Here is a 12,130-nt window from a genome sequence, read left to right as displayed (position 1 = left end):
CCCGCCGGCGCCGCCTCAGTGGCCGCCCCGTCGGTGGAGCGGTTTATAGGCGCCACCCCTTCCAGCTGGCAAGCGCTTTTTTTCATTCTGATGACGATTTCTTGCGTGCCCCGCGGAAAGCGTCCGAACGCGGTTCGGGAACGGGTTGGGACGCCTCGTCCGCGCGATGGTTGTTCGTTGACACCGTCCAACACCACGAGCATGGTCGCCACGGAAGGATCTATGACGGCCGGTGACGCGGACCGCGCACACGCGGGAGACGACCCGGCCTTACCGTGCGGTTACATTTGAGGAGGGTGCCGGTGCGTCTGAGGGTTGTCAGCCTTCCCGCGCTTGCGTTGCTTGCGTCCGGCGTCGCCGGAGTCCTGATCCCCACCATTCCCCTTCCCGCGTCCGCCCAGGACGAGCCGGCCGTGCACGACATGGTGTGGGACGAGTTCGCCTCCCCGGCGGCCGAGGACACGCCCACCGAGGTGGCGACGGCCCCGGCCGGGATCGACCGCCGCGTGGTGTCGGTCGGGCGCGGCGACACGCTGATGGACCTGCTGACCGGCGCCTCCGTTCCGCGCACCGAGGCCGACGGTGCCATCAACGCGCTGAGCACCGTCTACGACCCGCGCAAGCTGAAGGTGGGCCAGCAGGTCACCGTGCTGTTCGAGCCGCACCGCGGCGGCAGCCGCCGCTTCGTCGGGCTGGAACTGACGCCGGACGTGGTGCGCTCGGTCAGCGTGGCGCGCACCCGCGACGCCGGATTCGAATCGGCCGAGGTGAAGAAGGAAGTCCGCCGCGAGCTGGTCGCCGCCGAGGCGGAAATCCGCTCCAGCCTGTTCGAGGCGGGCAACGGCGCCGGGGTGCCGGTGTCGGTGATGCTCGCGGCGATCCGCACCTATTCCTACGAGGTCGACTTCCAGCGCGATCTGCAGCCGGGCGACCGCTTCAAGGTGCTGTACGAGCGCTTCGTCACCGCCGACGGCAAGGTCGCCGGCGAGGGCGACGTGCTGTTCGCCTCGCTCACCGTCGATGGCGAGGAACTGGCAATCTACCGCCACAAGACGCGCGACGGCCGCGCCGACTATTTCGACCGCGCGGGCGAGAGCATCCGCCGTGCGCTGCTGCTGACGCCCATCGACGGCGCGCGGCTGACGTCGGGCTTCGGCATGCGCATGCACCCGATCCTCGGCTACAGCAAGATGCACAAGGGCCTGGACTTCGGCGCCCCGACCGGCACGCCGATCTACGCCGCCGGCAACGGCGTGGTGGAGGAGATCGGGCCGCACGGCGCCTACGGCAACTACATCCGCATCCGCCACAACACCGACGTCACCACCGCCTACGCGCACATGAGCCGATTCGCCAAGAGCGTGCGCCGCGGCGGCCGGGTCGAGCAGGGCGACGTCATCGGCTACGTCGGCGCCACCGGCCGCGTCACCGGCGCGCACCTGCACTACGAGGTGCTGAAGAAGGGCCAGCAGGTGAACCCCAAGGCCGCCGACCTGCCGACCGGCGAGAAGCTGGCCGGGCGCGAGTTGCAGGCCTTCGAGCAGACCGTGCGCGCCACCGACCGCGCCTACGCCGAGGCCCGCGCCGGCCTGCAGCTCGCGCACACCACCGACCGCAAGGCCTGTTCCGGCACCGCAACGTGCTGAACGGGCGCGTCAGCGCTGCTCGTGCAGCAGCCGCCTGATGGCCTGGGCCAGCATCTGCAGGCCCTTGTCCTCGGTGGTCATCTTCTCGATCCGCTCGCGCACCGCCGAGATCTGCGGCGTGCGCTGCGCGGCACGGGCGATGGCGCGCTGAGCCTGTTCGGGGGTCATGATGTCGTCGTCGTCGGCCATGCTCGCCTCCCTCGCCCTTGGATCATCCTGCGCCGCGGCCTGCACGCACGCAAGCGTCAGCGGAACAGCCCGACCGATTCGGTGGCCGCGCCGCCGGTGCCGAGCTTGAACTCGGTGACACCCGGTGCGGTGTCCGGGTTGACGCCGCCGAGGTCGAGCCAGCGGAAGCCGCGCTCGCGCAGGTGGCCGATGGCCCGCCACAGCACCAGCCGCATGGCCCCGGTCTTCTTGCCCGCCTCGTTCGACCAGCCGATCTGGTAGGTCGCCGCCGTGCCGTGGCCGAGCAGCAGCGCCGCCGCCACCGGAGCCGTGCCGTCCAGCGCCGCCGCCAGCAGCACGCCGTCCGCCTTGTGCAGCGCGTTGCGCAGCCGCACCGCCAGCCGACCGGACATCTCGCGGTAGTGCTTGGCCTGCGCCTGGTCGTGCTCCTGCTTGGCCAGCCAGGGCAGGTTCTTGGCCTCCGGGTCGAGGTCGAGGGTGAGGCCGGCCTTCTCCGCCCCCTTCAGCCGTTGCCGCCAGTCGCGCGCCAGCCCGGCGCGCAGCTCCTCGTCGGACGCGCCCAGGTCGAGCCACACCGTGCGGTAGCCCGGCCCGGTGCGGCGGAATCCGCAGCGCAGCAGCATCGCCTCGGTCTCCGGCGAGGCCGCCAGTTCGGGCAGGAAGCTGAAGCGGTTCAACGGGTTGTCGGGGCATTCGCGGCGCAGCCGGCGCAGCACCGCCTCCAGCACGTCCGCCTCCGGCTCGCCGTCGAACCACAGCGGGCCGCGGTGCAACTGGCGCTGCGCGAACACCTTGAGGCTGCGGCGCTCCAGCACCTGGACCATGCCGATGGCGCGGCCCTTGTCCGCGATCATGCCGAGGCGCGGCACGTAGCCGTGCGTCTTGCCCATCGCCTGGGCATAGCCGAAGCACTGCGGCAGGGTGGAGCGCGGCACGCGGGCGAAGGCGGCCGTCCACTCGGCCATGGCGCCCTCGTTCCAGGCGATGTCGATGTCCGGCATGGATCAGGCCGGCGGCAGCGCCGCCGTCGCCTCTTCGACCTGGGCGAAGGTCGGCCGGTACTCGGGTTCGAGCACGTTGCGCGCATACTCCACCGAGATTGCCGGCGCGTAGCCCGAGAGGTGGGCGAGCAGGCCGGTCTTCATGCACTGATAGTACTTGCCCTCGGCGTGGTAGATGTTCTTCAGGCCCGACGCGATCGGCGCCACGAAGCCGTAGGCCACCAGCACGCCGGTGAAGGTGCCGACCAGCGCGCCGCCGATCAGCTTGCCCAGCACCTCCGGCGGCTCGGTGATCGAGCCCATGGTGTGGATCACGCCCAGAACCGCCGCCACGATGCCCAGCGCCGGCACGCCGTCCGCCACCGCCTGGATGGCGTCGGAGACGCGCTGGTGCTCGTGGTGCATGGTCTCGATGTCCTCCTCCATCAGGTCGACCAGCTCGTGCGGGTTGTCGGCGCCGAGCGACATCAGGCGGAGGTAGGTGCAGAGGAAGGCGATGGCGTGGTGGTCGCCGTAGAACTTGGGAAACTGCTGGAACAGCGGCGAGTCCTCGGGCTTCTCGATGTGCTGCTCGAGGGCCAGCAGGCCCTTGGTCTTCGCGATCTTGAAGACCTGGTACATCATGGTGAGCAGTTCGAGATAGCCGTCCTTGTTGTACTTCGGACCCTTGAAGAGGTGGCCGATCTCCTTGCCGGTGTGGGAGATGACGCTCTTCGGGTTGGCGATGAAGTACGCGCCGGCCGCGGCGCCCAGGATGATCAGGTACTCGAACGGCTGCCACAGCACGCCCATGTGGCCGCCGCCGGCGATATACCCGCCAAACACGCAGGCGATCACGACGACGAAGCCGATGATGACGAACATGGTCCTGATCCCCCAGCGCTCTGCCGATCCCGACGGCCCGTTCGCCACACGGATGCCGGCCCGCCCGTGTGCCCTCTGCGGACCCGTGTGCAACGGAGTACAATGGCCGGAACAGGCGTTGACGCTTGGTAAACACCGGCAGGACAGCACGCCGCGCACGGCCGGACGGCCGTGGATGTCACGGGATTCTACCGGCTCGGCCGGGGTGTGTCACGAAAGGAGTAGGCGCCTGGATAGCGGGGTGTCCGCTTGACGGTCGGCAGCATGCGCATGACTATATGCGCATTGCGGTTTCGGAGGCCCCATGATCGGCTACAACGTCCACGCACCGAAGCGCTCCGCCAACCTCAGCGTCAATGAGGATCTGCTGCGGCAGGCGAAGGAATTGGGCATCAACCTGTCCGCCACTCTGGAAGCCGAATTGGCACGCATTGTCCGGGAAGAGCAGAAGCGGCGGCTGGAAGGCGAACTCGCGCCGACCATCAAGGCATGGAATGCCTTTCACGCCGAGCATGGGTCGGCCGCCGACGATTACCTGGACCTCTGATCCGTGAAGCAGTTCGACGTCCATCACTATCTTGGGACGGCCCGCCGGACGTCACCCTACCTGCTCAACGTCCAATCCAGCCTGTTCCGGCACTATGACCGGCGCTTGGCCATTCCGCTCGTTCTGGCAGAGTCCTTTCCTGGATCCGCGGATCGCCGGCTGAACCCATCCTTCGTTATCGGCGGCCGCACGCTGGTCCTCGCCACGCTCGATCTCACGAGCTTCCCGCTCAGGGCATTCGGTGAGTGGGTCGCCAACGTGTCGGAACAGGCCGAGGACATCGTCAACGCCATGGACCTCGTGACCTCGCGCGCCTGGGAATAGCGGGCGCAAAAAAAGGGCCGCCCCGCAGGACGGCCCCCCTTCCTTACTCACACCAGGCCCGGCGATCAGGCCGCCTTCCACACCTCGGGGGCGTCCTCGAGGCGCTTCAGCAGGTTCTGGCGCTCCTGCTCCAGCTCGGCCGGCAGGTGCTTGCCGAAACGGTCGAACAGCTCCTGCTGATCGCGCGCCTCGGCCTTGGCCTCCTCGCGGTCGACGTTCATGATCTTCTCGAACTTCTCCTTCGGGAAGTCGAGGCCGGCCCAGTTGAGGTCCTGGTAGCGCGGCATGTAGCCGAACGGGCTCTCCACCGCCTCGGCAGCGCGGCCACGCACGCGGTCGACGATCCAGCGCAGCACGCGCATGTTGTCGCCGAAGCCCGGCCACGCGAACTTGCCGTTCTCGTCCTTGCGGAACCAGTTGACGCGATAGACCCGCGGCAGGGCCTTCACCTTGCCCTCGAAGCTCAGCCAGTGGTTCCAGTAGTCGCCCATGTTGTAGCCGCAGAACGGCAGCATGGCGAACGGGTCGCGGCGGATGGCGGCCTGGCCGACAGCGGCGGCGGTCGCCTCCGAGCCCATGGTCGCCGCCCAGTACACGCCCTGCTTCCAGCTGGTCGCCTCGAACACCAGCGGGAAGGTCTTGGACAGGCGGCCGCCGAAGATGAAGGCCGAGATCGGCACGCCGGCAGGATCCTCCCACGCCGGGTCGATCGACGGGCACTGCGCCGCCGGGGCGGTGAAGCGCGAGTTCGGATGCGCCGCGGCGCGGCCGGACTCCGGCGTCCAGTCCTTGCCCTGCCAGTCGATCAGGTGCGCCGGCTTCTCGTCGGTCAGACCCTCCCACCACACGTCGCCGTCGTCGGTCAGCGCGACGTTGGTGAAGATGACATTCTCGTGCAGGGTCTTCAGCGCGTTCGGGTTCGACTTGATGCTGGTGCCCGGCGCCACGCCGAAGAAGCCGGCCTCCGGGTTGATGGCGCGCAGCGTGCCGTCCGGCTGCGGCTTGATCCAGGCAATGTCGTCACCGATGGTGCGGACCTTCCAGCCTTCGAACTCCGCGGGCGGGACCAGCATGGCGAAGTTGGTCTTGCCGCAGGCCGACGGGAAGGCGGCGCCGACGTAGGTCTTCTCGCCCTCGGGGCTCTCGACGCCGAGGATCAGCATGTGCTCGGCCAGCCAGCCCTGCTCACGGCCCATCGACGACGCGATGCGCAGCGCGAAGCACTTCTTGCCGAGCAGCGCGTTGCCGCCGTAGCCCGAGCCGAAGGACACGATCGAGTGGTCCTCGGGGAAGTGCACGATGTACTTGTGCTCGGCGTTGCACGGCCACGCCACGTCCGCCTCGCCCTCGGCCAGGGGGGCACCCACCGAGTGCAGGCACGGCACGAAGTCGGCGTCGCCCAGCTCGTCCAACACGGCCTGGCCCATGCGGGTCATGATGCGCATGTTGACGGCGACGTACGGGCTGTCGGAGATCTGCACGCCGATGTGCGAGATCGGCGAACCCAGCGGACCCATGCTGAACGGCACCACGTACATGGTGCGGCCGCGCATGGCCCCCTCGAACAGGCCGTCCAGCTTGGCCTTCATCTCCTCCGGGGCGACCCAGTTGTTGGTCGGGCCGGCCTCTTCCTTGGTCTTCGAGCAGATGTAGGTGCGGTCCTCGACGCGCGCCACGTCGCCCGCATCGGAGCGGCAGAGGAACGAGTTGGGGCGCTTCTCCGGGTTCAGGCGGATGAAGGTGCCGGCGTCGACCATCTCGTTGCAGAGCCGGTCGTACTCCTCCTGCGATCCGTCGCACCAGTGCACGCGTTCCGGCTTGCACTTCAGCGCGATCTCCTCGACCCAGGCCAGGAGCTTCTTGTTCCTCGTACGTGCAGTCATTTCAGAGCCTCTTTGCCTTTCGCCGGCCCGACGGTTTTCCCGCGGCGGCCTGCCGGCCAAAATCGATGTTGCCTCGGCGGCCTCCTTGCGGAGCACCACCTCTCCTCGTGTCTCCGATCCCGGCGTGGATCGCCGGCGAACCGGACCGTTACACCGCGCCCCTCCGCGCCAGCGGGCGGGGGTGCGGAAGGTTCAGCCTGCGGCCCTCGGGTCCATAGCGGCTGCCGGTCGGTCCGTGTCGATCCACTGTCCTGGTCTCCTGGTTGCGCTGTTTGACGCCGCTTGGCGCGGCTTGCTGGTTTGGCGTGTCGAGATGCTCAGAGGGCGGTGGGCGGACTCCCCACCGCCGCCGCGTCCTGCCGCTGGCGCCGGGCGCGCACGGCAAGCCGGATCAGCTCCGCCTTGGCCCCCTCGCCGTCGTGGACGCGGTGGTCGAAGTCGAGACGGCCGACGCGGCCGCCCCGCCGGAGATCGACGCCGTCCGGGTCGATCCCCGTCACCGCCCAGCCCCCGTCGCCGGGAAGGCCGAGCAGGACGCCGGCGAACAACTGCACGGCGTCCGATTCCTGATCGTTCATGGTGCGCACGAGGTCCGCCTCCCGCGCCGCGAGGTCGGCGGGCACCGCGGGCAGCAACAGGTCCGCCGCCTCGATCCAGCGGATGCGGCCGAAGCCGGCGACGAGGTGCGCGCGCTCCACCTCCACCTTATAGAAGGCGAAGTCGCCGAAGCCGGCGTACTGCGCTGCGTCGGGATGGCGGGCGAGGTAGCGCTCGCGGTGGCGCGGCTCGTCGGTCGGCACGGCGTGGCCGAGCACCGACACGCGCGCCCCGGCCAGCGGCTGCGCCAGCCCGGCGGTGCCGTCGAACAGCAGCCCCACGCGGGCGTCGGCAAGGATGTTCTTCGTGTGGTCGGCGAGGCGGGAGATCAGCAGCAGCGGCGTGCCGTCATGGTCCAGCGCGGCCAGCGCCAGCGACGGATAAGGCCAGTTGGCCCCGTCCTTGAGCGCGGTGGCGAGCGCCGCCCGGTCGGCCCCGCGCATGACACGGCGCGCGGTCTCGCCCGGCGAATCGGCCTGATCCACCGAATGGGTATCCGCCGGCCCCCTGGGTTTGGGGCCGCTGGAGTCAGCTGTTGAGCTCATTCGTCTTTTGAGTGCGTCCGCCCGTGCCGCGGAGTTTCCCCCGCCGCCGTTTTGCTGCCATATTGGCGCGGAGAATGTCCCGATGAAAGCGAAAACTGCCGGGTTATGCGATTGCATCGCAACAATCGGCAATGGAGCTGCCCGAAAGCGTTGCTGTATGGGACATTCGAAAGAGGGGACGCGACTTCATGGCGCAGACGATCGCGCTCGTCGATGACGACCGCAACATCCTGACCTCGGTGTCGATGGCGCTGGAGGCCGAGGGCTTCGAGGTGCGCACCTACACCGACGGCAGCGAGGCGCTGCGCGGCCTCACGCAGCGTCCGCCGGACCTCGCCGTGCTCGACATCAAGATGCCGCGCATGGACGGCATGGAGCTGCTGCAGCGCCTGCGCCAGACCACGCAGCTGCCGGTCATCTTCCTGACCAGCAAGGACGACGAGGTGGACGAGCTGATGGGTCTGCGCATGGGCGCGGACGACTACATCAAGAAGCCGTTCTCCCAGCGCCTGCTGATCGAGCGCATCCGCGCCCTGCTGCGCCGCGAGTCGCTGGCCCGCGACAAGGAGGCGGGCACCGCCGAGCCCGGCCAGGTGCTGACCCGCGGCTCGATGGTGCTGGACGGTGCCCGCCACGCCTGCACCTGGAGGGGGCAGCCGATCGACCTGACGGTGACCGAGTTCCTGCTGGTCAAGGCGCTGGCCCAGCGCCCCGGCCACGTCAAGAGCCGCGACCAGCTGATGGACGCCGCCTACGGCGAGCACGTCTACGTGGACGACCGCACCATCGACAGCCACATCAAGCGCCTGCGCAAGAAGTTCAAGGCGATCGACCCCGAGTTCTCGCAGATCGAAACGCTCTATGGCGTCGGTTACCGTTACAAGGAGCAGTGAGCGCCCGCACCGCCGGCCGGCCCATCAGCCGGGCCGGCGGCTGTCGCCGCTCACCGTGCGCGTGCTCGCCGTCAACGTGCTGGCGCTGGCGCTGCTGGTCGGCGGGCTGCTCTACCTCGGCCGCTACCAGGACCGGCTGATCGACGCCGAGATGGAGGCGCTGCAGACCCAGGCCCGCATCTTCGCCACCGCGCTCGGCGAGGGCGCTGTGCAGCGCGCCGAGGCGCCGCCGGCCGACAGGGAGTCCGGCGAGGCGCCGGCCGAGATCCCCCCCGAGATTTATGAGCTGTCGCCAGAACTGGCGCGGCAGATGGTGCGCCGGCTGGTCGAGGCGACGGAGACGCGCACCCGCCTGTTCACCCCGGACGGCCGACTGGTGTCGGACAGCCGGGTGCTGACCGGCTCAGCCGGCACCATCCAGATCGTCGAGCTGCCGCCGCCCGACGAGTCCGGCGCGCCGACCCGCGCCGCGGTCGCGCTCTACAACTGGCTGACCGACACCATCCCCGGCCGCGACGCGTTCCCGCTCTACCGCGAGCAGCCGGACGCAAGAGCCGCCCAATACCCCGACGCCGAACACGCGCTGGCCGGCGAGGAGTCCTCCACCGTCTGGCGCACCGAACGGCCGGGCGAGCGGCCGGGGCTGGTGCTGACCGTCGCCATCCCGATCCAGCGCTACAAGCAGGTGCTGGGCACCGTCATGCTGTCGCGCGGCGGCGCCGAGATCGACGAGGCGATCCGCTCGGTCCGCTTCGACATCCTGCGCGTCTTCGCCATCGCGCTGGCGGTGACGGTGCTGCTGTCGGTCTACCTGGCCGGCACCATCGCCCGGCCGATCCGCCGGCTGGCGCGGGCCGCCGACCGCGTGCGCACCGGCCACGGCCGGCAGGTGGAGATCCCCGACTTCACCGGGCGCGGCGACGAGATCGGCGACCTCTCGGGCACGCTGCGCGACATGACCGCGGCGCTGTGGGCGCGCATGGACGCCATCGAGCGCTTCGCCGCCGACGTCGCGCACGAGATCAAGAATCCCCTCACCTCGCTGCGCAGCGCGGTGGAGACGGTCAGCCGGGTCAACGATCCCGGCCGCCGCGAGCGGCTGATGGCGATCATCGCCGACGACGTGCAGCGCCTGGATCGGCTGATCTCCGACATCTCCAACGCCTCGCGCCTGGACGCCGAGCTGTCGCGCGCCCGGCTGGAGCCGGTGGACATCGGCGCCATGCTGGCGATGCTGGCCGACATCCACGCCGCCACCGCCGAGGGCGCGCCCGACCATCCGCAGCTCTCCGTCACCATCCCCACCGGCGCCGACCTGACGGTGCCAGGGCTGGAGGGGCGGCTGACCCAGGTGTTCCAGAACCTGATCGCCAACGCCGTGTCCTTCTCACCACCCGGCGGCACCGTGCACGTCGCGGCGCGGCGCGAGGGCGGCGCGGTGGTGGTGACCGTCGCCGACTCCGGCCCCGGCATCCCCGAGGGCAAGGAGGAGGCGATCTTCGAGCGCTTCTACACCGAGCGCCCGGCCGGCGAGAAGTTCGGCACCCATTCCGGCCTGGGGCTCAGCATCTCCAAGCAGATCGTCGAGGCGCACGCCGGCGGCATCGCCGCGGCCAATCGCCGCGACGAGTCGGGCGAGGTCGCGGGAGCCGTGTTCACGGTGCGGTTGCCGGTCACGGTGTGACATTGATCATAGGTGCGCCGCACGCAGTGCGGTAGACTCGGCCTTTGGATTGAGCCGGCCGATGGATCGCGACGCACGGCCCCGGGGCGGGCGAGCCCGCCCGGACCTCCGTGCCGGATGGCCCCTTGGCGTATCGGAAGCGGGGGAGTCCCATGTCCAGTGCCAGCGCCAAACTCGTGGACTTCAACCGCTACCGTCTGGCCCGGCTGATCCGCGACGCCGGCCGGCAGCAGGGCGAACTGGCGCGGATGATGCGCGCCGCCACGGTCGAGCGCAGCCAACTGGCCGAGGCGTTGAACGGCGCCCAGCGCCACCTCGCCCGCATCGCCGATTCCTATAAGGTGCTGCTGGTCCGCCTGGCGCAGGAGAAGGACTTCCGCGAGGCCTGCCAGGCCGCCACCGAGCTGGACGACCTCGACGAGATGATCCGCCGCCGCGACGAACTGGCCAAGCGCCTGGAGGACATCCGCAAGGAATCCCGCACGCCGCTGATGGTGGAGTAAAGGGGCAGAAGGAGGGAATATTCCGTCCCATTGACAGAATTCGCGGCACGCCTCACCTTGGCCGCATGGTGACGATTCATGGCACCTGCGTTCTGGTCGGGGGAATCGGCGTGTTGCTGCGCGGGCCTTCCGGCGGCGGCAAGTCGGACGTCGCCGTGCGCCTCATCGACGACGGGGCGCTTCTCGTCGCCGACGATCAGGTTCAGGTGCGCGCGCAAGGCGACCGGCTGATGGCCACCGCCCCGGCGCCGCTCGCCGGCCTGATCGAGGTGCGCGGCGTCGGCATCCTGCCGGTGCCCACGGCCGAGACCGCAGAAATCCGCCTCGTCGTCGATCTCGTATCGGCGGACGCGGTGGAACGGCTGCCCGAACCGGAAACCGTCACGCTCATGGACCACTCCGTGCCGCACCTCGCGCTCTCTCCCTTCGACGCGTCCACCCCCGCCAAGCTGCGACTCGCCGCCGCGGCGGTGGCGGCCGGGCGCCTCGGCACGGTGCCCTCCCCCCGCCACAGCCCGACATGACCGCTCCCATCCCAGACGCCTCATCGGACGCCTCCCCGGCCACGGGCCGCCGCCGCGTCCTGCTCGCCACCGGCATGTCCGGCGCCGGGCTGTCGGTGGCGCTGAAGGCGCTGGAGGATCTCGGCTACGAGTCGGTGGACAACCTGCGCCTGTCGCTGGTGCCGGCGCTGATCGCCCAGGGCGACCCCAGCCACCGGCCGCTGGCCATCGTCATCGACAGCCGCACCCGCGACTTCTCGGTCGCCGCCTTCCTGGAGCAGATCGAGTCGCTGAAGGCGCGGCCGGACCTGGACGTGCGCCTGCTCTTCCTCGACTGCGGCGACGAGGTGCTGCAACGCCGCTTCACCGAGACGCGGCGCCGCCATCCGCTGGCCGACGACCGCCCGGTGCCCGACGGCATCCAGCGCGAGCGCACCCTGCTGCATCCCCTGAAGCAGCGCGCCGACGTGGTCACCGACACCACGCAGCTGTCCATCCACGACCTGCGCCGCCTGCTGGCCGGCAACTTCTCGCTGGACGCCCAGCCGGCGCTGCAAGTGTTCGTCACCTCCTTCTCCTTCCGCTTGGGGCTGCCGCGCGAGGCGGACCTGGTGTTCGACGTGCGCTTCCTGACCAACCCGCACTGGGATCTCGCGCTGCGCCCGCTGACCGGGCGCGACCCGGCGGTCGCCGCGAGAGTCGAGAGCGATCCCGACTTCCCGGCGTTCTTCGAGAACCTGACAGGCTTGTTGCGGCCGCTGTTGCCGCGCTACAACCAGGAAGGAAAGAGCTATCTGACCGTCGCCATCGGTTGCACCGGCGGCAGGCACCGCTCGGTGTTCGTTGCCGAACGGCTGGCGGAATGGTTGAAGGGCTTGGGCCTGAAGGTCGCCCTCAACCACCGGGATCTGGAACGACAAGGCCCGCGCTCCGGCTGATCCGGGGCGAAGC

14 protein-coding genes are annotated in these 12,130 nt (G+C 69.8%); 8 read left to right on the top strand and 6 right to left on the bottom strand.

The features are described 5' to 3' along the window. On the bottom strand, positions 1 to 212 hold a 212-nt coding region (locus TSO221_RS36205; protein ID WP_211099125.1), incomplete at its 3' end, for a hypothetical protein. 90 nt (positions 213 to 302) lie between these two features. Here TSO221_RS36205 and TSO221_RS06505 point away from each other — a divergent pair. Further along, positions 303 to 1,646 (top strand): M23 family metallopeptidase, encoded by a 1,344-nt coding sequence (locus TSO221_RS06505; RefSeq protein WP_109117670.1) that lies wholly within the window; start codon positions 303 to 305, stop codon positions 1,644 to 1,646. Positions 1,647 to 1,655: 9 nt separating this feature from the next. Here TSO221_RS06505 and TSO221_RS06500 read toward each other — a convergent pair whose 3' ends face one another. Genes TSO221_RS06500 through motA form a run of 3 tightly spaced genes read right to left on the bottom strand, consistent with a single transcriptional unit; the run spans position 1,656 to position 3,700 of the window. After that, a complete protein-coding gene (locus tag TSO221_RS06500) occupies positions 1,656 to 1,835 on the bottom strand; it encodes a hypothetical protein (protein WP_109117669.1) in 180 nt (59 codons plus the stop codon). Between the two features lie 56 nt (positions 1,836 to 1,891). Next, positions 1,892 to 2,836, bottom strand: coding sequence for a GNAT family N-acetyltransferase (locus tag TSO221_RS06495; RefSeq protein ID WP_109117668.1), 945 nt, complete (start codon positions 2,834 to 2,836; stop codon positions 1,892 to 1,894). 3 nt (positions 2,837 to 2,839) lie between these two features. Further along, a complete protein-coding gene (gene motA / locus TSO221_RS06490) occupies positions 2,840 to 3,700 on the bottom strand; it encodes a flagellar motor stator protein MotA (RefSeq protein ID WP_109117667.1) in 861 nt (286 codons plus the stop codon). Positions 3,701 to 4,004: 304 nt separating this feature from the next. Between motA and TSO221_RS06485 the strand changes: the two genes are divergently transcribed. Both TSO221_RS06485 and TSO221_RS06480 read left to right on the top strand, forming a co-directional pair. After that, positions 4,005 to 4,247, top strand: coding sequence for a type II toxin-antitoxin system CcdA family antitoxin (locus TSO221_RS06485; protein WP_109117666.1), 243 nt, complete (start codon positions 4,005 to 4,007; stop codon positions 4,245 to 4,247). Positions 4,248 to 4,250: 3 nt separating this feature from the next. Next, positions 4,251 to 4,571: a CcdB family protein gene (locus TSO221_RS06480; protein ID WP_109117665.1), complete on the top strand. Its 321-nt coding sequence runs from the start codon at positions 4,251 to 4,253 to the stop codon at positions 4,569 to 4,571. Between the two features lie 65 nt (positions 4,572 to 4,636). Here TSO221_RS06480 and TSO221_RS06475 read toward each other — a convergent pair whose 3' ends face one another. Next, positions 4,637 to 6,454: a phosphoenolpyruvate carboxykinase (GTP) gene (locus TSO221_RS06475; protein WP_109117664.1), complete on the bottom strand. Its 1,818-nt coding sequence runs from the start codon at positions 6,452 to 6,454 to the stop codon at positions 4,637 to 4,639. Positions 6,455 to 6,771: 317 nt separating this feature from the next. After that, positions 6,772 to 7,536 carry a DUF2470 domain-containing protein gene (locus tag TSO221_RS06470; RefSeq protein ID WP_247877940.1) on the bottom strand — a complete coding sequence of 255 codons (765 nt, stop codon included), beginning with the start codon at positions 7,534 to 7,536 and terminating at the stop codon, positions 6,772 to 6,774. Between the two features lie 248 nt (positions 7,537 to 7,784). Between TSO221_RS06470 and TSO221_RS06465 the strand changes: the two genes are divergently transcribed. The 5 genes from TSO221_RS06465 to rapZ all read left to right on the top strand — a co-directional run bounded on the left by TSO221_RS06465 (position 7,785) and on the right by rapZ (position 12,117). Next, on the top strand, positions 7,785 to 8,489 hold the full coding sequence (locus TSO221_RS06465; RefSeq protein ID WP_109117662.1) for a response regulator transcription factor: 705 nt from the start codon (positions 7,785 to 7,787) through the stop codon (positions 8,487 to 8,489). Continuing rightward, a complete protein-coding gene (locus TSO221_RS06460; RefSeq protein ID WP_109117661.1) occupies positions 8,458 to 10,173 on the top strand; it encodes a stimulus-sensing domain-containing protein in 1,716 nt (571 codons plus the stop codon). Before TSO221_RS06465 ends, TSO221_RS06460 begins: the two co-directional genes overlap by 32 nt. 152 nt (positions 10,174 to 10,325) lie before the next feature. Continuing rightward, the gene (locus TSO221_RS06455; RefSeq protein WP_247877939.1) at positions 10,326 to 10,676 is read left to right on the top strand and encodes a hypothetical protein; all 351 of its coding nucleotides are present in this window, start codon (positions 10,326 to 10,328) and stop codon (positions 10,674 to 10,676) included. A gap of 65 nt (positions 10,677 to 10,741) precedes the next feature. Further along, positions 10,742 to 11,200, top strand: coding sequence for an HPr kinase/phosphatase C-terminal domain-containing protein (locus TSO221_RS06450; protein WP_109117659.1), 459 nt, complete (start codon positions 10,742 to 10,744; stop codon positions 11,198 to 11,200). Further along, complete coding sequence (gene rapZ / locus TSO221_RS06445; protein WP_109117658.1) at positions 11,197 to 12,117, top strand: RNase adapter RapZ; 921 nt, start codon at positions 11,197 to 11,199, stop codon at positions 12,115 to 12,117. Before TSO221_RS06450 ends, rapZ begins: the two co-directional genes overlap by 4 nt. The last annotated feature ends 13 nt before the right edge of the window (positions 12,118 to 12,130 follow it).

Source organism: Azospirillum sp. TSO22-1, from assembly GCF_003116015.1.
GTDB lineage: Bacteria > Pseudomonadota > Alphaproteobacteria > Azospirillales > Azospirillaceae > Azospirillum.
The sequence above is the reverse complement of the archived record's forward strand: the minus strand, read 5'-3'. Positions and strand labels throughout refer to the sequence as shown.